The organism is Actinokineospora auranticolor (genome assembly GCF_041897805.1).
In the GTDB taxonomy this organism is placed as follows: domain Bacteria; phylum Actinomycetota; class Actinomycetes; order Mycobacteriales; family Pseudonocardiaceae; genus Actinokineospora; species Actinokineospora auranticolor.
This window is the reverse complement of sequence record NZ_CP154825.1, coordinates 5515008-5533990: the sequence shown is the minus strand read 5'-3', so window position 1 is coordinate 5533990 and position 18983 is coordinate 5515008. Positions and strand designations below refer to the sequence as shown.

At 72.5% G+C, this 18983-nt stretch carries 17 protein-coding genes; 5 read left to right on the top strand and 12 right to left on the bottom strand.

Features of this window, described 5'->3' with window-relative positions:
- Nucleotides 1-288: 288 nt before the first annotated feature.
- From pgl to tkt, 6 genes are all read right to left on the bottom strand, one after another.
- Nucleotides 289-1008 (bottom strand): 6-phosphogluconolactonase, encoded by a 720-nt coding sequence (pgl, locus tag V5P93_RS24075; protein ID WP_104480124.1) that lies wholly within the window; start codon nt 1006-1008, stop codon nt 289-291.
- The gene (opcA, locus tag V5P93_RS24070; protein WP_104480123.1) at nt 1008-2132 is read right to left on the bottom strand and encodes a glucose-6-phosphate dehydrogenase assembly protein OpcA; all 1125 of its coding nucleotides are present in this window, start codon (nt 2130-2132) and stop codon (nt 1008-1010) included. Before opcA ends, pgl begins: the two co-directional genes overlap by 1 nt.
- A gap of 70 nt (nt 2133-2202) precedes the next feature.
- Nucleotides 2203-3735 (bottom strand): glucose-6-phosphate dehydrogenase, encoded by a 1533-nt coding sequence (zwf, locus tag V5P93_RS24065; protein ID WP_104480122.1) that lies wholly within the window; start codon nt 3733-3735, stop codon nt 2203-2205.
- Nucleotides 3732-5357: a glucose-6-phosphate isomerase gene (locus V5P93_RS24060; RefSeq protein WP_104480121.1), complete on the bottom strand. Its 1626-nt coding sequence runs from the start codon at nt 5355-5357 to the stop codon at nt 3732-3734. Before V5P93_RS24060 ends, zwf begins: the two co-directional genes overlap by 4 nt.
- Before the next feature lie 50 nt (nt 5358-5407).
- On the bottom strand, nt 5408-6517 hold the full coding sequence (gene tal, locus V5P93_RS24055; RefSeq protein WP_104480120.1) for a transaldolase: 1110 nt from the start codon (nt 6515-6517) through the stop codon (nt 5408-5410).
- Between the two features lie 29 nt (nt 6518-6546).
- On the bottom strand, nt 6547-8655 hold the full coding sequence (tkt, locus tag V5P93_RS24050) for a transketolase (RefSeq protein ID WP_374065069.1): 2109 nt from the start codon (nt 8653-8655) through the stop codon (nt 6547-6549).
- A 330-nt stretch (nt 8656-8985) separates the two neighbouring features.
- On the opposite strand from tkt, the gene V5P93_RS24045 reads away from it, so the two are divergent.
- Entirely contained in the window at nt 8986-9933 is a 948-nt protein-coding gene (locus V5P93_RS24045; protein ID WP_104480119.1) for a heme o synthase, read from the top strand.
- A gap of 93 nt (nt 9934-10026) precedes the next feature.
- On the opposite strand, the gene V5P93_RS24040 is transcribed toward V5P93_RS24045, so the two are convergent.
- From V5P93_RS24040 to V5P93_RS24030, 3 genes are all read right to left on the bottom strand, one after another.
- On the bottom strand, nt 10027-10704 hold the full coding sequence (locus V5P93_RS24040; RefSeq protein WP_104480118.1) for an HD family phosphohydrolase: 678 nt from the start codon (nt 10702-10704) through the stop codon (nt 10027-10029).
- Nucleotides 10705-10809: 105 nt separating this feature from the next.
- Entirely contained in the window at nt 10810-11496 is a 687-nt protein-coding gene (locus V5P93_RS24035) for a hypothetical protein (protein WP_374066543.1), read from the bottom strand.
- 44 nt (nt 11497-11540) lie between these two features.
- Nucleotides 11541-12545: a hypothetical protein gene (locus V5P93_RS24030; RefSeq protein WP_104480116.1), complete on the bottom strand. Its 1005-nt coding sequence runs from the start codon at nt 12543-12545 to the stop codon at nt 11541-11543.
- Nucleotides 12546-12712: 167 nt separating this feature from the next.
- Between V5P93_RS24030 and V5P93_RS24025 the strand changes: the two genes are divergently transcribed.
- Both V5P93_RS24025 and V5P93_RS24020 read left to right on the top strand, forming a co-directional pair.
- Nucleotides 12713-13327: an FKBP-type peptidyl-prolyl cis-trans isomerase gene (locus V5P93_RS24025; protein WP_104480115.1), complete on the top strand. Its 615-nt coding sequence runs from the start codon at nt 12713-12715 to the stop codon at nt 13325-13327.
- Between the two features lie 98 nt (nt 13328-13425).
- Nucleotides 13426-13974: a dihydrofolate reductase family protein gene (locus V5P93_RS24020; RefSeq protein ID WP_104480114.1), complete on the top strand. Its 549-nt coding sequence runs from the start codon at nt 13426-13428 to the stop codon at nt 13972-13974.
- A 4-nt stretch (nt 13975-13978) separates the two neighbouring features.
- Here V5P93_RS24020 and V5P93_RS24015 read toward each other — a convergent pair whose 3' ends face one another.
- A complete protein-coding gene (locus V5P93_RS24015; protein ID WP_104480113.1) occupies nt 13979-16015 on the bottom strand; it encodes an MMPL family transporter in 2037 nt (678 codons plus the stop codon).
- Nucleotides 16016-16098: 83 nt separating this feature from the next.
- Here V5P93_RS24015 and V5P93_RS24010 point away from each other — a divergent pair, with 83 nt between their 5' ends.
- On the top strand, nt 16099-16527 hold the full coding sequence (locus V5P93_RS24010) for a MarR family winged helix-turn-helix transcriptional regulator (RefSeq protein WP_245931358.1): 429 nt from the start codon (nt 16099-16101) through the stop codon (nt 16525-16527).
- A 45-nt stretch (nt 16528-16572) separates the two neighbouring features.
- Here V5P93_RS24010 and V5P93_RS24005 read toward each other — a convergent pair whose 3' ends face one another.
- Nucleotides 16573-17544 carry a quinone oxidoreductase gene (locus V5P93_RS24005; protein ID WP_181043575.1) on the bottom strand — a complete coding sequence of 324 codons (972 nt, stop codon included), beginning with the start codon at nt 17542-17544 and terminating at the stop codon, nt 16573-16575.
- Nucleotides 17545-17680: 136 nt separating this feature from the next.
- Here V5P93_RS24005 and V5P93_RS24000 point away from each other — a divergent pair, with 136 nt between their 5' ends.
- On the top strand, nt 17681-17974 hold the full coding sequence (locus V5P93_RS24000) for a hypothetical protein (protein WP_104480112.1): 294 nt from the start codon (nt 17681-17683) through the stop codon (nt 17972-17974).
- On the opposite strand, the gene V5P93_RS23995 is transcribed toward V5P93_RS24000, so the two are convergent.
- Entirely contained in the window at nt 17971-18903 is a 933-nt protein-coding gene (locus V5P93_RS23995; protein WP_245931357.1) for a heme A synthase, read from the bottom strand. The genes V5P93_RS24000 and V5P93_RS23995 overlap by 4 nt on opposite strands.
- Nucleotides 18904-18983 lie beyond the last annotated feature (80 nt).

Sequence of the window (18983 nt, the reverse complement as noted above, 5' to 3'; positions counted from 1 at the left end):
TGGGGTGGGCTTGCCCCTCCCACCGCTTTTCCCCACCGCAGGCTCGTAGGGGCCCCGCGCAAAGCAAGTTCGCCCGATCGAGGCCGCCCATGTTTTTCGCGTGGGGTCAGACCAATCAACCCGGCCCGGCGCTTGTCTGGCCCGCAGCGTGAGACGAGCATCGAACGACCCATCCCGTTCCGATTGCGGTTCGGCCGCGTTGAAACGGGCAGGGCGTAGCGGGGACAAACAGAGGCCGGTGAGCGGAACATCCGCCCACCGGCCTCTGTGCGTCCAGTCCTACCCGAACTACCGTCCCGCAGCCGCTCGGTCCACGAGCCACAATGTGATGTCCCGACCCGTCGCGCCCGCTGCCGGGATGTCCGTCTCCGACGCGTCCGACAAGGCCGCCGTCACGGCCTCCGCCTTGCTCTCGCCTGCCGTCACGAGCCACACCTGAGAGGCGCGGCGGGCGGCGGGCAGCGTCAGCGACACCCGCGTGGGCGGCGGCTTGGGGCAGTCCCGCACCGCGATGACCGTGGCCCTGCCCTCGCGGACCGCCGGGGAGTCCGGGAAGACGGACAACGTGTGCCCTTCCTCCCCGACCCCCACCAGCAGCACGTCCAAGGCCACCCCGGTCATCAGTTCCGCGTACGCCTTCGCCGCCGCGTCCGGGTCGTCGCCGAAGTCGCCGTCGGACGGGGGGATGGCGTGGATGCGGGACTCCGGGACCGGGACGTGGTCCAACAGGACCGTGCGGGCCTGGGTCTCGTTGCGCTCCGGGTCCCCGGCGGGCAGGAAGCGTTCGTCGCCCCAGTAGATCTCCACGGCGGACCAGTCCACCGCGTCGCGGGCCGGGCTCTTGTTGACCTGGTTCAGCACCTCGATCCCCGTCCGCCCACCCGTGAGGCCGATGGCGACCACGTGGCGGGTGGCTTGCAGGTCGGTCAGGGTGGTGATCAGGCGAGCCGCGGTGGCCGCGGCGAGGATTTCCGCGGACTGGTGGACGACAACGCTCTGCTCGCTCATTACTTCCCCTTGCCGCTCTTCACGGGTTGGCGGGTGCCTGCGGTGCGGGAACCGGACTTGGCGGAGGTCTTGCCCGCCTTGCCGTTGGACTTCGGGGACGGCTTGGCCGCGTCCTCGGCGGCCGACGCCGCGTCCGCCGCGCTCACCGCCGGGGTACCCGCCTGCTCCGGCACCGGCGCCTTCGACGGCACCTTCACCGGCGTACGACCCCGCACGATCTTGCCCAACCCCTGCAACGTCTCCTCGAACGGCTCGTCCGCGTCCAACCTGCGCAGCTCCTCCGCCAGGCAGTCGCGCACCTCCCGCCGCTGGAGCGCGACCCGGCGGGCGGGCTGGCCCGGCTGGGTCAGCGTGCCCACCTTGCCGTCGGGGCGGACCAGCTCCACCGCACCCGACTTGCGCTCCAGCACGACCGAGACGATCCCCTGGCCGGTCGCCGCCTTGGCCCGCTTCACCGGGATCCGCAGCCGCGCCGCCAACCAGCCCGCCAACAGGTCGGTCGACGGCGAGTCGCCCTCCCCGGTGACCGTGGCCGCGGTGACCTTCTCGTACGGCGGCAGGTCCAGCGACGCCGCCAGCACCGCCCGCCACAGCGTCAACCTGGTCCAGGCCAGGTCGGTGTCGCCGTCGGTGTAGTGCTTCTGCCGCACCTCCAGCGCCTTGATCGGGTTGCGCTCGGCGGCCGAGTCGGTGATCCGGCGCTGCGCCAGCCGCCCGATCGGGTCCTCCGCGGGCTTGGCGGGCGCCTCGAAGGGCCACCACGCCACGACCGGCGCGTCCGGCAGCAGCAGCGGGATCACGCAGCCCGCGCCCTCGTCGGCCAGCGCGCCGTAGAGCCGCAGCACCACGACCTCGCTGGCACCGGCGTCGCCGCCGACCCGGATCTGCGCGTCCAGCCGGGCCGCGGCCTTGCGCGCGCCGCGGGCCACCACGATCACCCGGCAGGGGTGTTCGCGGCTGGCGTCGTTCGCGGCGTCTATCGCGTCCTCGGTCTTCGCGCCGTCATCGGTCACGATGACCAGCGTGAGCACCCGGCCCAACGCCGTGGCGCCACCCTGCTCGCGCAGGTGCACCAGCTTCGAGTTGACCTGCGAGGTGGTGGTCGAGGGCAGGTCGATGATCACGGTCGCCTCCTGTGCCCTCGCGGGACACCCGCACCCGGTCGGCTATCTATCGCGGGAGTAGCGGGGAAACTCACGGTCGCCTCCAATGACGCCCGGTCCGGGAAAGCATCTTCTCAGCGGAATCAGGGCCCCAGGTGCCCGATGGATAGCCCTCCGGCTTACCGGCGGTGGCCCAGTGCTTGAGCACCGGCTCCAGGATCTCCCAGGACAGCTCCACTTCCTGGTTGACCGGGAACAGCGACGGCTCGCCGAGCAGCACGTCGAGCAGCAGCCGCTCGTAGGCCTCCGGGGAGGACTCGGTGAACGCGTGGCCGTAGCTGAAGTCCATGGACACGTCCCGGACCTCCATCGCGTTGCCCGGCACCTTCGAGCCGAACCGCAGGGTCACGCCCTCGTCCGGCTGCACCCGCACCACCAGGGCGTTCTGCCCCAGTTCCTCGGTGGCGGTGTCGTCGAACGGCAGGTGCGGGGCGCGCTTGAACACCACCGCGATCTCGGTGACCCGGCGGCCCAGGCGCTTGCCGGTGCGCAGGTAGAACGGCACCCCCGCCCAGCGCCGGGTGTTCACCTCGAGGGTGATCGCGGCGAAGGTCTCGGTGGTGGAGTTCTTGTCGAACCCCTCCTCCTCCAGCAGACCGGGCACCTTCTGCCCGCCCTGCCAGCCGCCCAGGTACTGCCCGCGCGCGGTGGTCTCGCCGAACGGCCCGACCGCCTTCGTCGCCTCCAGCACCTTGATCTTCTCGGTGCGCAGCGCCTTGGGGCGGAAGGAGACCGGCTCCTCCATCGCGGTCAGCGCGAGCAACTGGAGCAGGTGGTTCTGGATGACGTCGCGCGCGGCGCCGATGCCGTCGTAGTAGCCCGCGCGGCCACCGAGACCGATGTCCTCGGCCATGGTGATCTGCACGTGGTCGACGTAGTTGGCGTTCCAGATCGGCTCGAACAGCTGGTTGGCGAAGCGCAGCGCCAACAGGTTCTGCACCGTCTCCTTGCCGAGGTAGTGGTCGATGCGGAACACCGAGTCCTCGGGGAACACGTCGTTGACCACGCCGTTGAGCTGCTTGGCGCTGGCCAGGTCGTGTCCGAACGGCTTCTCGATGACCACCCGCCGCCACTCGTCCGGCTTGGCGCCCGCCAGGCCGGAGCGGGCCAGCTGCTTGGTCACCACCGGGAACGCCCCCGGCGGGATCGACAGGTAGAACGCGTGGTTGCCGCTGGTGCCGCGCAGCTCGTCGAGTTCCTTGACGGTCTCGGCCAGCTTGTCGAACGCGGCGTCGTCGTCGAAGGAGCCCTGCACGAACCGGAAGCCCTCGGCGAGGCGGTCCCACACCGAGTCGCGGAACGGGGTCCGCGCGTGCTGCTTGACCGCCTCGTAGACGACCTGCCCGAAGTCCTGGTCCTCCCAGTCCCGGCGGGCGAAGCCGACGAGCGAGAAGCCCGGCGGCAGCAGGCCGCGGTTGGCCAGGTCGTAGATCGCGGGCATCAGCTTCTTGCGGGACAGGTCACCGGTCACGCCGAAGATCACCAGGCCGCACGGGCCCGCGATCCGCGGCAGCCGCTTGTCGCGCTCGTCGCGCAGCGGGTTGACCCACGTCCTGGCGGTCACGCGCCCACCTCCGCCAGCGCCTCGACCAGCCGCGCCAGACCCGCCGCGCGGTCGGTGAAGTGCAGCCGCAGCACGGGCCTGCCGTGCTCGACGAGCACCTGACCGTCGCCCAGCGCCTGCGCGTGCTGGAGCACGCCCAGGGTGTACGGGCGGTCGGGGACCTCGACGTCCACCTCGGACGCGCCGGTCACCTGGAGGAAGACACCGTTCTGGTGCCCGCCCTTGTGGTACTGGCCGGTCGAGTGCAGGAACCGCGGCCCCCACCCGAAAGTGGTCTGCAGCCCGGTCTTGCGCGCCACCTCGGTCCGCAGCAGCGTCGCCGAGGCGTCGTCGAGCCGGTCGAGGTAGACCTGCAGCGAGACGTACCCGGCGGCCGGGGCCGCGGCGAACAGCGCGTTCAGCGCGCCCGCGAGCGTGGTGGTGCCCTCCGGCAACAACCCCTCGGACGGGTGAACCTCGACCGGTCCCTCGACCAGCGCCGGTGCCCGCTCCTCGGTGCCCGGGGAGTCCAGCAGCGCCCGCGCGGCCTTCTTGGCCGCCTCGACGTCCGGCTGGTCGAACGGGTTGATCCCGAGCAGCCTGCCCGCGATCGCCGTGGCGTACTCCCACAGCAGGATCAGGCCACCCAGGCTGCCCCGGGTCGCGATCCGCGCGCCGCCGCCGGGGGCGCCGATCGCCACGGCCGTGGCGTCGTCACCCGCGTCGGCGAAGCCCGGGGCCGTCGGGGACTCCACGACGACCGGCAGCAGGCCGGTGCCCTCCTTGCCGGTGGACTCGGCCACCAGCTGCTCGGCCCAGTCGCCGAAGCCCTTGACGCCCGAGCCGGTGTCGGCCAGCACGACCTTCTCCGCGCCGCGCGCGTGCGCCGCGCCCAGCGCCGAGGCCAGCACCAGCGCCGGGTTGTCCGCGCTGTCCTGGGACAGCACGACCGCCGCGGCGGCGGCCTCGTCGAGCAGCGCGGCCACGTCGGCCCCCGCCAGCCCGGCGGGCACCAGCCCGAACGCGGTCAGCGCCGAGTACCGGCCGCCCACGTTCGGGTCGGCCTGGAAGACCCGCCGGTAGCCCGCCTCCGTGGCGGACTTCTCCAGCGGCGAGCCCGGGTCCGTGACCACGACGATGCGCGACGCCGGGTCGATGCCCTCCGCGGCGAACGCGGCGGCGAAGACCCGGCGGTGGCTGTCGGTCTCCACAGTGGACCCGGACTTGGACGACACCACCAGCACGGTACGGGCAAGTTCGCCCGCCAGCGCGTCGGCGACCTGACCGGGGTCGGTGGTGTCCAGGACGACCAGCGGCACGCCCGCCGTCCCGGTGATGACCTCGGGGGCGAGCGACGAACCGCCCATGCCCGCGAGGACCACCCGGTCGACGCCCTCCGCGTGCAACTCCGCGCGGAGGGCGTCGATCTCGGCCAGGAGGGGGCGGGAGGTCTCCGCCAGGGTCGTCCAGGCGAGCCGGATGGCCGACTCGGACTCCGCGGCCGGACCCCACAGCGTGGGGTCCGCCGCGGTGAGCGCGGACGCCACCCGCTCCTCGACGAGTTGTCGGACGAGCGGGGCGGCCTCCTCGGTGAGCCGCTCGTCAACGATGGTCACTGCGACATCTCCAAGGTGCTCTGCCATGACGTGGCGTCAGCCTCTCCTGGTATCACTCATGAGAAAAACCTGTGCGTTCAGCTCTTAGCACGGTCGAGCTGACCGCGGACGGTCTCGAGCAGTTCCGCCCAGGACTTCTCGAACTTGTCCACGCCCTCGTCCTCCAGGGCGCGGTAGACGTCGTCGACATCGATCCCGGCGGCGGCGAGCCGGTCGTAGACGTCCTTGGCTTCCGCGGCCCGCCCGGTCACGGTGTCACCGGTGATCCTGCCGTGGTCGGCGACCGCGCGCAGGGTCTTTTCCGGCATCGTGTTCACCGTCGCGGCGACGACCAGCTCGTCGACGTAGAGGGTGTCCGGGTAGTCCGGGTTCTTGGTGCCGGTGGACGCCCACAGTGGACGCTGCTTGTTCGCCCCCGCTTCGGCCAGGCTTTCCCAGCGCGCCCCCGAGAAGGTCTCCTCGAAGGCGGCGTAGGCAAGCCGGGCGTTGGCGACCGCGGCCAGGCCGCGCAGGCCCTTGGCCTCGTCGGTGCCGATCGCGTCGAGCCGCTTGTCCACCTCGGTGTCCACACGGGACACGAAGAAGGACGCGACGGAGTGGATCGAGCGCGGGTCGTGCCCGTTGGACTTGGCCTGCTCCAGGCCTGCCAGGTACGCGTCCATGACGGCCCGGTGGCGCTCGACCGAGAAGATCAGCGTCACGTTCACGCTGACGCCCTCGGCGATCACCCGGGTGATCGCGGGCAGGCCCGCCTCGGTGGCCGGGATCTTGACCAGCAGGTTGGGCCGGTCCACGGCCTTCCACAGGTCGAGCGCCTCGGCCACGGTGGCGTCGGTGTCGTGCGCCAGCCGCGGGTCGACCTCGATCGACACCCGGCCGTCGACGCCGCCGCTGGCGGCGAACACGTCGCGGAACAGGTCGCAGGCGTTGCGCACGTCCGAGGTGGTCAGCTCGCGGACGGCGGCGTCGAGGTCCGCGCCCCGCTCGACCAGCTCGCGCACCTGCGCGTCGTACGCCTCGCCGTCCGCCAGCGCGGACGCGAAGATCGTCGGGTTGGTGGTGACGCCGACGACGTGCTGGTCGCGGATCAGCTCGGCGAGGTTGCCGGAGGTGAGCCGCTCCCGGGAGAGGTCGTCGAGCCAGATCGAGACCCCGGCGTCGGAGAGCTGCTTGAGGATGTCAGTCATTTCGTGCCTCCCTCTTGAGGTCGGGCGGATCAGGAAGCCGCGGCGACGGACTTGCGCGCGGCGGCGACGACGGCCTCGGTGGTGATGCCGAACTCGCGGTACAGGGTCTGGTAGTCCGCCGACGCGCCGAAGTGCTCGATGGACACGATCTCGCCCGCGTCGCCGGTGTACTTGTGCCACGGCTGGGCGATACCCGCCTCCACCACCACGCGCGCCTTGACCGACGGCGGGATGACCGAGTCGCGGTAGGACTTGTCCTGCGCGTCGAACAGCTCGACCGACGGCAGCGACACGACGCGGGCGGCGACACCCTCCTTGGCCAGCACCTCGGCGGCCTCGACGGCGATCTGCAGCTCCGACCCCGTGCCGATCAGCACGACCTGCGGCTCGCCCTCGGAGTCGAGGAGGACGTACCCGCCCTTGGCCACGCCCTCGCGCGCCTTCTCCTTGGTGCCCGCCAGCACCGGCAGGTTCTGCCGGGTCAGCGCGAGCGCGACGGGGGCGTCCGACTGCGACAGCGTCGTCCGCCACGCGGCCGCGGTCTCGTTGGCGTCACCCGGGCGCAGCACGATCAGGCCCGGGATCGCGCGCAGCGCGGCCAGGTGCTCGATCGGCTGGTGCGTCGGGCCGTCCTCGCCGAGACCGATGGAGTCGTGCGTCCACACGTAGGTGACCGGCAGCTTGCTCAGCGCCGCGAGCCGCACCGCGGGTCGCATGTAGTCGCTGAAGACCAGGAACGTGCCGCCGTAGGGCCGGGTCGGGCCGTGCAGCACGATGCCGTTGAGGATGGAGCCCATCGCGTGCTCGCGCACGCCGAAGTGCAGGGTCCGCCCGTACGGGGTGGTGTTCCAGTGCTTGGTCGCCGCGGACGGCGGGCCGAACGAGTCGGCGCCCTTGATCGTGGTGTTGTTGCTCTCCGCCAGGTCGGCCGAGCCGCCCCACAGCTCCGGCAGCAGCCCGCCGATCGCGTTGAGCACGTCACCGGAGGCCTTGCGGGTCGCCACGCCCTTGGCGTCGGGCTCCCAGGTCGGCAGGGCCTCGTCGAACCCCGCGGGCAGCTCGTAGGCCTGCGCGCGGACCAGCAGCGCGTGCCGCTCGGGGTTGGCCGACTTCCACGCGTCGAACGACGTCTGCCACTCGGCGTGCGCCGCCTCGCCGCGCTTGACCGCCTCGCGGGTGTGCGAGAGCACCTCCGGCTCGACGACGAAGCTCTGCTCCGGGTCGAAGCCGAGGATCTTCTTGACCGCGGCGACCTCTTCGGTGCCCAGCGCGGCGCCGTGCGCCTTGCCGGTGTTCTGCAGCGTCGGCGCCGGGAACCCGATCACCGTGCGCAGCAGGATGAACGACGGGCGGGTGGTCTCCGCCTTGGCCGCGGCCAGCGCGTCCAGGATGCCGGTGACGTTCTCGCCGCCCTCGACGACCTGCACGTGCCAGCCGTAGGACTCGTAGCGCTTGGCGGTGTCCTCCGACAGGGCGACGGTGGTGTCGTCCTCGATGGAGATCTTGTTGTCGTCGTAGACGACGGTGAGGTTGCCCAGCTCCTGGCGCCCGGCCAGGGACGACGCCTCGGAGGTCACGCCCTCCTCGATGTCGCCGTCGGAGGCGATGACGTACACGTGGTGGTCGAACGGGCTCTCGCCCGCCGCCGCGTCCGGGTCGAACAGGCCGCGCTCGCGGCGGGCGGCCATGGCCATGCCGACCGCGGACGCCAGGCCCTGGCCCAGCGGCCCGGTGGTGATCTCGACACCGGCGGTGTGGCGCACCTCCGGGTGCCCCGGGGTCTTCGAGCCCCAGGTGCGCAGCGCCTGGATGTCCTCGATCTCCAGGCCGTAGCCCGAGAGGAACAGCTGCAGGTACTGGGTCAGGCTGGAGTGGCCAGCGGAGAGCACGAACCGGTCGCGGCCGATCCAGTGCGGGTCGCTCGGGTCGTGGCGCATGACCCGCTGGTAGAGCGCGTAGGCCACCGGCGCGAGGCTCATCGCGGTGCCGGGGTGGCCGTTGCCGACCTTCTGCACGGCGTCGGCGGCGAGCACCCGGACGGTGTCGACGGCGCGCCGGTCGAGGTCGGTCCAGTCATCCGGGAGCGTCGCTCGGGTGAGTTCGGTCAGTTCGGCGGGCAGTTCACTACTGACGGACACGGACTTCCAGCTCCCATTTCCCATCGGGCGGTTCGGCGGACCACAGTCTTGCGCACCCGGGCTTTATCGATCCCGGGGGCGGCGGGTACGGCCGTTCCGCGTGTCATCCCTGGTCCGTCGGCCAGCGTAGTCGTGGGACCCCCACCGTGTGATCTCCCACCGTTCGCCGGCGACACCCAGCCACCCGATACGTGTACCCGGATACCGCGCGGTTAACATTTCCCCCGTCGCCGCGGCTCTCGCGCGGACGGCGCGCCCCCGCTGTGACAGGGCCGACACCCGGTCGCGGCGGTGCAGGACGAGAGTGCGGACCAGACCCGGAGGAGCGAGATGTCGTCGGTGATCCCCGTGCCCGCCGACACCGCCGAGACCCCGGCCCGGCGGTCCGCGCGGGCCGTGGTCGGCGCCTACGTGGCGCTCACCAAGCCGCGCATCATCGAGCTGCTGCTGGTCACCACGGTGCCCGCGATGCTGCTGGCCGCGCGCGGCATCCCGTCGCCGTGGCTGGTGCTCAACACCCTCGTCGGCGGCACCATGGCGGCGGGCAGCGCGAACGCGCTCAACTGCGTGGTGGACGCCGACATCGACGCGGTGATGAAGCGCACCAAGTCCCGACCGCTGGCCCGGCACGCGGTGCCGACGCGCAACGCGCTGGTCTTCGGGCTGGTGCTCGGCGTGCTGTCCTTCGGCTGGCTCTACGCCACGACGAACCTGCTGGCCGCGGCCATGGCCGTGGGCGCGATCCTGTTCTACGTCCTCGTGTACACGATGGTCCTCAAGCGCCGGACCTCGCAGAACATCGTCTGGGGCGGTGCCGCGGGCTGCATGCCGGTGGTCATCGGCTGGTCCGCGGTGACCGGCGACGTCGGGTGGCCCGCGCTGGTCATGTTCGGCGTGATCTTCTTCTGGACCCCGCCGCACTTCTGGGCGCTGGCCATGAAGTTCCGCGACGACTACGCCGCCGCGGGCGTGCCGATGCTGCCGGTCGTGGCCACCCCGCAGCACGTCGCCAAGCAGATCGTCATCTACTCGTGGGTCATGGTCCTGTGGACGCTGCTGCTGGTGCCCGCCACCGGCTGGGTGTTCGCCGCGTTCTCGATCCTCGCGGGCGCCTGGTTCCTGGTGTACGCGCACAAGCTGGAGTCGGCCGTGCGGCGCGGTGAGCCCGCCAAGCCGATGAAGCTGTTCCACCTGTCGAACACCTACCTGACGGCCGTGTTCGTGGCGCTCGCCGTCGACTCGGCGCTGGGCCTGCCGGTCACCGGCTGGCCGTTCTGACCGGTTTCCACCCGGTTCTCGCCGCTTCCCGGCGACGCGCACTCCGTCCGGTCACACCATGTTCTGCGTCACGTCGACACCCGCGGTGCCGGTTCACCCGACGGCGGTGAGCAGCCGCTCGACCGTGGGGTCGTCGAGTGACTCCTTGATGCACTGCCACAGCTCCAGGTTCGCCGTGGCCCACCGCGAGTACGCGGCCGCGGCGGCGGGGGAGTAGAAGTAGAAGCCCTCGTCGTGCGCGCCCCGCTGCTCGCCGACGATCTTGTTCGCCAGCTCGCGCAGGCTCACCCCGTTCTCCGCCAGGTAGCGGTGCGCGAGCACCACCGGGGTCACCGGCAGCGCCTTGAACAGCGTGTCGGCGTCGCTGAGCGCCTGCGCCTCCCGGGAGATGTGCCGGTGCCTGGTGCGCATCTCGGCCTCGTCGACCAGCGCGTCGATCCACTCCGCGACCGGGTCTGCGACACCCGCGTCGGCCAGGACGGCCCGCCGCAGGCCGCTGCCCGCCGCCGCGGGCGAGTTGCGCCGCACCAGGTAGTTGACGTCGTGCACCAGCGCCGCGGTCTCCACCACGGACACGTCCGAGCCGTTCAGGCGGGCGAACTCGACCGACTTGTCGCGCACGAAGCCCACGTGGTGCCAGCCGTGGAAGGGCAGCTTGCGCGCGTACCGCTCGCACAGCGCGCGCACCCGCGCCTCGACGTGGTCCACGGCGTGGCGGGGCACGCTCTCCCCATGTTCGACACTGGCGGGCAGCGGTGATGAGACGGACATGACCGATCTTCCCCTTCCGTTGGACAAACGGGCGGGGGCGATGGTATAGCCGTTGGTCCACGCGCGTGGGCGAACGGGGCATTCCGCGCCGCGGCGGAGGGCGGTCTAGATGCGCCTCGTCAGCTCCTCCAACCTGGCCTCCACCGGGACGTGCCGGTGGCCGGTGCCGGTCGCGGGGTCGTAGGACAGGCTCGACCGGGTCACCGGCCGCGACTTCACCAGGAACGTCATGGTGCCCTCGTCGGCGTGCGGGATCCGGTGGAACTCCTCGGCCATCAGCACCCCGGAGTCCCCGGCGCGGCACTCGGTGCGCCGGGTCAGCGCCGCGGCGGTGATCAGGCCCGTGTCGGGGTCGGTGGTGGTGCGGTAGCGCTCGTGCCGGTAGCCGCCGCGCAGGATGACCGTGCAGAAGTGGTAGCGGTGGTTGTGCACGGAGTCGGCGTAGCCGGGCCGCCAGTCCGCGGGCGGCTTGTACTCGTGCAGCCAGAAGGTGAACGGCTCGTCGGCGTTGTCCCGCAGGCACCAGGCGAAGTGCGTCGTCGTCTCGCGGGAACGGGCGACCAGCGCCTCGGCGCGGCCCGGGTCGAGGTCGAGCAGGTGCCTGCGCAAGACCGATCGCAGCAGCGGTCCGCGCAGCCGGTCGTCGGCCAGCGCCGAACCGTCCACCTGGGACACCCCGGTGGCGGCCCAGGACGCCACGCCCGCGTGCACGGCCGCCCACCTGCGCTGGGTGAGATCGATCTCTCGCATGCGCTGCGCCAACTGGGACAGCGCCGGTACCGCGGACGACACGGGCATCAGCTCTCAAGGCTCGGTTACGGGGTGGGGCACGGCTTTCAGGTCTGCAACTCGGCTTTGCTGGAGAACTCCGCGCGGAACCGGTGGAACCGCGCCTCCAGTTCGTGGAACTCGGCCTCGGGGAGCGGTGTGCCGGTGAGCTTCCCGAAGTGCGCCAGGAACTCCTCGCGGCTGGTGTCCGGGGTGATCACGACCCGGGGCGCGTCCCGGGCGGCGTGCACCCTGGCGAACTCGGCGCGCTGCATGTCGTAGAGGAAGGAGCCCTCGGAGAACCGCAGCGTGCGCGGGTAGAGCGACGGCGCGCCCGCGACCGCGCTGTAGAGGGTGAGCCACACGCAGTCGTCGAACAGCTCGACCCGGTCCAGCGGCGGGTCGGCGATCACCGTCACGTCGATCGACGCGCACCCGGACCGGGCCAGGTACAGCCCGACCAGTCCGATCCGCACCTCCTCGTGCAGCGACCGCCCGATGGCCTCGTAGTCCGCGGTCGGCCCCTGCTGGCGCGCCAGGTGCCGGGCCCGGCCGCTGATCGCGCCGCGCTCGCGCGGGTCGGCGAGCACCGCGCGCACCTCGCTCTGCCCGGGGGAGAGCAGGATGCGGGCGGCGGCGTAGCGGCCGGAGAAGCCGCGGAACCACACCTGCCTGGTCTGCCGCAGGTCGGCCATGATCAGCGCGTTGAACCCGGGGTCGGGCTCGGTGCTGGCCTCGAACACGTCGGTGGGGAAGAACTCGCGGTTGAGCGAGCGGTACTCGGCGGCGAGGTCGTGCAGCGCTTTCCGGCTCTCCTCGACCAGCGGCGCCACCATGGCGCGCTGGGCGGCGGACGCGGTGATGAGGGTCTGGCCGAACCCGACCACCGCCGACACCATGGTGCCGGTGCCCAGCGCGGTCAGCAGGTTCCGGGGCACCCCGGGGTCGACGGCACTCGACGCCCAGAGCGAGAGCCCGGACACCACGACCAGGATGAGCAGCAACAGCCCCGTGCGGGTCCAGAAGATCTCCTGGATGGGGTGCGTGCGGATGCCCTTGGCGTCCGCGGGCAAGGCAGGTCACCTCCTCGGCGGACCCGCGCGGGCCGGGATCGGGTGACCGAACGGGCGCGTTCCGCAACTGTACGCCGCGGTCCGGTTGCGTGGATTGCGCATATCGGGTGAGGAAATCACGGCGCCGGGCGCGGGGTGGACCGGGCCGGGTCGCTAAGCTCCGGCGCATGCGCGATGTCGGCAAGATCATGATCGGTGCGCTGGTCGGGCTGCTGTCCCTGACCGCGTGCGCGAACTCCGAGCGGGCCTCCACCCAGCCGCCCGGGGACCCGGTGGTGACCGGGAAGGCCCGTCCGGCGAGCACGACCGCCGCGCCCACCACGTCCGCGCCGCCGAGCTCGATCCAGTCGGTGTCCTCGGGCCCGCAGTGCTCGGTCGACGACCTGCTGGTCGAGGGCGCGCCCGGCGCGCAGCCGAAGGTGACCGTGCCGAAGGTCTGCGCGCCGCCGAACCAGCTGCAGAGCAAGGACCTCGTCGAGGGCACCGGTCCGGTCATCAAGGTGGGCTCGGGTGTGCAGGCCAACTACGAGCTGGTGACGTGGTCCAACGGCCAGGTCGCGGACTCGTCGTTCGAGCGCGGCCAGCCGTTCACCGTGAACAGCGTCGGGCAGCGCGAGGTCATCCAGGGCTGGGACGACGGCCTGCAGGGCATGAAGCAGGGTGGCCGCCGCGTGCTGGTCATCCCGCCCGACAAGGCCTACGGCAGCAAGGGCAGCGGCCCCATCGCCCCCGGCGAGACCCTGGTCTTCGTCGTCGACGCCGTCCAGGTCGCGGGCGGCTGATCCGCCCCTTTTCCGCCGAAACCGGCGGTGTGCCTCGCGGGCACGCCGCCGGTTTCGCGTTTCCGGGCGTTGTCGGTGCCCGCGGGTAGCCTCGCGCGATGCGACCCCTCAGGTACTCCATCAACCTCACCGTGGACGGGTGCTGCGACCACCGCACGATCACCCCGGACGAGGAACTGCACCGCCACCACGCCGGGAACCTCGCGCGGGCCGACGCGCTCCTGTTCGGCCGGACCACCTACGAGATGATGGAGTCGGCGTGGCGGCCCGCCGCGGCGCCGGGGGCCCGGCCCGGGTGGATGGAGCCCTTCGCCCGGACGATCGACGCGGCCCGCAAGTACGTCGTGTCGAGCACCCTGGAGCGGGTCGACTGGAACGCCGAACTCGTGCGCGGCGACCTGGCCGCGGCCGTGCGGCGGCTCAAGGCGGAGCCGGGCGACGGCCTGTTCGTCGGTGGCGTGCGGCTGCCGATGGCGTTGGCGGAGCTGGGGTTGATCGATGAGTACGAGTTCGTGGTGCACCCCAGGATCGTGGGCCACGGGCCGTCGCTGTTCGCGGGCCTGGCGAAGTACGTCGACCTGCGGCCCGTGCGCACCGTGCCGTTCGACTCAGGCGCCCTGGTCATGACGTACGAGCCGGTGCGGTAGCTCGTCAGCGGGTCCCGGGGCCGACCTCGCCCGGCCACCAGATCCGGCGTCCGATGTCGACGGTCAGCGCCGGGACCAGCAGCGAGCGGACCAGGAGGGTGTCGAGCAGCACGCCGAAGGCGACCAGGAACGCGATCTGCGCCAGGAACAGGATCGGGATCACCGACAGCGCCGCGAAGGTCGCCGCCAGCACCACCCCGGCCGAGGTGATCACGCCACCGGTGACCGACAGGCCGCGCAGGGTCCCGTCGCGGGTGCCGAGGTGCGCGGCCTCCTCGCGGACCCGGGTCATCAGGAAGATGTTGTAGTCGATGCCCAGGGCCACCAGGAACACGAAGGCGAACAGCGGCACGCTCGGGTCGGCGCCCGGGAAGTCGAGCAGGTGGTTGAAGACCAGCGCGCCGACGCCCAGGGTGGCCGCGAACGAGAGCACGACCGTGGCGATCAGCAGCAGCGGGGCGAGCAGGGCGCGCAGCAGCAGCGCCAGGATGAGGAAGATCACCAGCAGCACCACCGGGATGATCACCTTGCGGTCGTGCAGCGAGCTGGTCCGCACGTCGAGCTGGCTCGCGGTCGGTCCGCCGACCAGGGTGCCGCCGACGCCGTGCGTGCGGTCGCGCAGGCGCTGCACGGTGTCGAGGGCCTGGGGGCTGTCGGCGGCGTCCTTGAGCACCGCGATGACCTCGACCCGGCCGTCCGCGAGCGGTGCCCGGGCCGGTGCCGCGACGGCCACGCCCTCGGTGTCCTGGGCCAGGCGCCGGACCTCGTCGGCGGCGCCCGCCGCCGTGACCAGGACGGCTGGGGAGCCGGTGCCGCCGGGGAAGTGCTCGGCGAGCACGTGCTGGCCGGTGACCGCGTCGACGTCGGTCAGGAACAGGTCGCTCTGCGCCACGCCGTCGGCCTTGAGCTGCGGCAGGAACGCCACCCCGACCAGCAGCACGGCCGTGCTGACCACCCAGGTCAACCGGGGCCTGCGGCCGACGAGACCCGCCACGCGCGCCCAGACGCCGGTCGTCTTGTGGTCGGTGTCGCCGAGCTTCGGCCGGAAGGGCCAGAACGCGGCGCGGCCGAGCAGCGCCAGCACGGCGGGCAGGAAGGTCAGCGCGGCGGCCAGCGACGCCACGATGCCGATCGCGGCGACCGGGCCGAGGCTGGAGTTGGAGCGCAGGTCCGACAGCAGCAGGCACAGCAGACCCGCCACGACCGTCCCCGCCGAGGCCGCGATCGGCCCGGCGGCGGCCTTGAGCGCGGCGCGGATCGCGGCGGCGCCGGTCTCGTGCCGCCGCAGCTCCTCCCGCAGCCGCGCGATGAGCAGCAGCGCGTAGTCGGTGGCGGCGCCGAAGACGAGGATGAACAGGATGCCCTGGCTCTGGCCGTTGAGCGTGAGGATGTCCGCGCGGGCCAGCCAGTACACGATCGCGACCGCGAAGCACAGCGCGAGTCCGGCGGTCAGCAGCACGACGAGCGGCAGGATCGGGCTGCGGTAGACCACGACCAGGATCAGCGCGACCACGGCGGCGGTGACGCCGAGCAGCAGGCCGTCGATCCCGCCGAAGGCCGCGGTGAAGTCGGCGATCAGCCCGCCCGGGCCGGTCACGTGCGCGGAAAGCCCGGCGGGCAGCGCGTCGAAGGTCGCCCGGATGTCGGCCACCAGCGCGCGCAGCTTCTCGCCGCCGGTCGGCAGCTGCACGACGGCCTGCGCGGCCCGGACCGGCTGCTCCTTGGCCCGCTCCACCGGTGCGGCCTGGAGCCCGAGCCCCTTGACCTCGCCGAGGACGGTGTCGATGGCGGCGAGGTCGGCGCCGGTCAGCCCCTCGGACCGCTCGAACACCAGCACCGCGGGCAGCGCCGTGGCCCCGGCCTCGCCCTTGCGCAGCTCGGCCACCTTGGTCGACTCGGCCGACTCGGGCAGGAACGCGGCGTTGTCGTTGCGCTGCACCGTCGACAGCTTGCCCTGCAAGGGCCCGCCGATACCGCCGATGGCCAACCAGAGGACGACGAGCAGAGCGGGGAAGATCCAGCGCGTACGGTTGGCAGTCATCGAGCGCGTCCCTTGGGTGACCGGGGGTGATTCGTTCAGCGGGCTGAACGTTCGCGCACTCTAACACCGACCGGGAGGGCACAGTGGACCCAGACGCCATCGCGACCTGGCCGACCGGCCGCCTGCTCTCCACAGCCGCGCGGCTGGTCGAGCACTCGTGGGAGCGGTACCTCGGCACCCGCGGCCTCACCCACGCGGGCCTCATAGTCCTGCACCTGCTCAACGCGGGCCCCCAATCCCAACGCACCCTCGCCCGCGGCGCGAAGGTCACGGACCAGACGATGAGCCGCACCGTCGACCGACTGCTGCGCGCGGGCTTCGTCGACCGCGCCACCGACGAGCGGGACCGCCGCCGCACCACCGTCACGATCACCGCCGCGGGCCGGGAGGTCCACGCCGAAGCCTTGGTGGCGGAACGGGAAGACCCCGTAGTCCTCGGCGCGGTCCGCGACTACGAGGCGTTCCGGCTACAACTGGTCGAGCTGGTGACTTCGCTCAACCACCCGACCTGATCCGGGGCGGTCGCGCGTCCGCCCCGGACCCGACCCGATGTCGCACTACGGGATCAGCAGGAGCTTGCCCGAGGTGCGGCGGCTCTCGATGGCGGTGTGCGCGTCGCGGGCCTCGGCCAGCGGGTAGCGCTCGCCGATGGTGATGGTGAGCGTGCCCTTCTCCACGGCGGCGAACAGGTCGCCGGTGCGCCACCGGAGTTCCTCCGGGGTGGCGAGGTGGTCGCCCAGGTTGGGGCGGGTCAGGAACACCGACCCCGCCTTGTTCAACCGCTGGGGGTCGAGTGGGGGGACTGGGCCGCTCGCGGCGCCGAACAGGGCCAGGGTGCCGCGGCGGCGCAGGGACGCGAGGCTGCCGTCGAAGGTGGTGGCGCCCACGCCGTCGTAGACGGCCGCGACGCCCTCGCCGCCGGTCAGTTCCCGGGTGCGCGCGACGAAGTCCTCCTCCGTGTAGCGGATGACCTCGTCGGCCCCCGCCGCCCGGGTCTGGCGCTCCTTGTCCGCGGTGGACACGGTGCCGATCACCCGCGCGCCGCGCGCCTTCGCCAGCTGCACCAGCAGGAGACCGACGCCGCCCGCCGCCGCGTGCACCAGGACCGTGTCGCCTTCCTGGACCGGGTAGGACGACGTGACCAGGAAGTGCGCCGTCAAACCCTGCAGCAGCAACGCCGCCGCGGTCTCGTCGTCCACACCGGACGGCACCGGCACCGCCGCCGACGCGGGCACCACGACGTGCTCGGCGTAGCTGCCCGTCACCCCCGTCCACGCGACCCGGTCGCCCACCGCGACACCGGTGACGCCGTCCCCGACGGCCGTGACCGTGCCCGCGCCCTCCTGGCCCAGGACGAGCGGCAGGGGCAGCGGGTACAGGCCGGTGCGGTGGTAGACGTCGATGTAGTTGACCCCCGCCGCCGCGGACCGGACCGCGACCTCACCCGCGCCCGGCGCGCGCTCCGGCACGTCGGTGTAGGTCAACACCTCGGGGCCGCCGTTCTCCGCCACCACGATCGCCTTGGCCACAGGACCTCCCAGATCCGTATCGGTGCCCCGAGTCTCCGCCCGATCGCCCGCGGGGCGCGGTGCCGTCCCAGCATGCAGGAGTGCGCGCGCTCACTCCCGGCCGGTGGGGGCTTCCCCCGCGCTCTACGCTCGACCCGTGACCGCACAGGAGAACACCAGGGCCGCGCGCGCCGCCGCCGCGTTCGTCGCCGCGCACGGCGCGCCCACCCGCGCGGTGGTGGCGAACATCGGCCGCGCCGGTGCCCGCGTGGTGCTCGTCGGCAAGGACGGCACCATGGGCGACGTCATCGTGCCCGACACCGCGGCGGGGGAGTCGTTGGTCGCGGAGGTGAGCGGTCTGGAGGCCGCCGACTGGGACCGCGAGACCACCGCGGCGACCCGCATCGGCTCCCGGCACCGCGCCAAGATGGCCGCTCGAACCCGGGGTTAGCCCTCGACCAGGGGGCGTTCCCAGGTCGCGCACCACAGCGCCGCCGTCGCCGCGATCACGCACATGGCGCCCGCGACGTGCAGCGACACCAGCAGCTCCGGGACGCCGGTCCAGAACTGCACGAAGCCCAGCGTGCCCTGCGCCAGCACGACCCCCACCAGTACGGCGTACCGCCGCCACAGCGCGGCGTCGACCGCGCCGACCTTGAGGAACACCCCCACGCCGACCAGCAGTCCGAGGTAGACGAACAGGAACGCGGCGTGCACGTGGGCCAGGGTCTCCACCGGCAGCGCCAGCCGCGGCGTCTCCGGGTCGCCCGCGTGCGGGCCCGCGCCGGTCACCACCGTGCCCGCCACCAGCAGCCCGGTCAGCACCGCCACCGACGCGGTCAACAGCCCCGACAGCCCCGCCGGGCCTCTGCGCGTGGCCGGGCCGTCGTCCTCGCGCACGGCGTGCACCAGCATCACCGACAGCCAGACCATCACCGCGGACACCATGAAGTGCACGGCGACCGTCCACCACAGCAGGTCCAGCCGCACCGTGATGCCGCCGAGCACCGCCTGCACCCCGACCCCCGCCAGCACCACGACCGCCAGCCGGAAGTAGTGCCGCCGCCGGGGCCTGGTCAGGTAGGCCACCGCGAACGCGGCCAGCGCGACCACGCCGACCACCCCGGTCAGCAGCCGGTTGCCGAACTCGATCCACTGGTTCAGCGCGGCGAACTCCGGGTGGTCGACCGGCACCAGGCTCCCCGGCTGGCACTGCGGCCAGGTCGAGCAGCCCAACCCGGAGCCGGTGACCCGCACGACCGAGCCGGTGACCGCGATGAGCGCCTGGGTCACCACCACCGCGATCGCGATCGTCCGCTGCCGGGCCAGGCCGGGCGCGGGGAACCGGTCGAGGCGGGTCTTCAGCGTTTCCAGCGGCACCCGCTGATGGTAGGCCCGGGTCACCGAGCGCCACCGCGCGCCTCCACCGCCCTGTGCCGTGGCTCTCCCAGCGCCGCGGC

What these genes read in the sequence shown, in the direction of transcription:
- pgl (WP_104480124.1), bottom strand. Translation starts at nt 1,008, where the DNA reads ATGAGCGAGCAGAGCGTTGTCGTCCACCAGTCCGCGGAAATCCTCGCC.
- V5P93_RS24060 (WP_104480121.1), bottom strand. Translation starts at nt 5,357, where the DNA reads ATGGCAGAGCACCTTGGAGATGTCGCAGTGACCATCGTTGACGAGCGG.
- tal (WP_104480120.1), bottom strand. Translation starts at nt 6,517, where the DNA reads ATGACTGACATCCTCAAGCAGCTCTCCGACGCCGGGGTCTCGATCTGG.
- V5P93_RS24045 (WP_104480119.1), top strand. Translation starts at nt 8,986, where the DNA reads ATGTCGTCGGTGATCCCCGTGCCCGCCGACACCGCCGAGACCCCGGCC.
- V5P93_RS24040 (WP_104480118.1), bottom strand. Translation starts at nt 10,704, where the DNA reads ATGTCCGTCTCATCACCGCTGCCCGCCAGTGTCGAACATGGGGAGAGC.
- V5P93_RS24025 (WP_104480115.1), top strand. Translation starts at nt 12,713, where the DNA reads ATGCGCGATGTCGGCAAGATCATGATCGGTGCGCTGGTCGGGCTGCTG.
- V5P93_RS24020 (WP_104480114.1), top strand. Translation starts at nt 13,426, where the DNA reads ATGCGACCCCTCAGGTACTCCATCAACCTCACCGTGGACGGGTGCTGC.
- V5P93_RS24015 (WP_104480113.1), bottom strand. Translation starts at nt 16,015, where the DNA reads ATGACTGCCAACCGTACGCGCTGGATCTTCCCCGCTCTGCTCGTCGTC.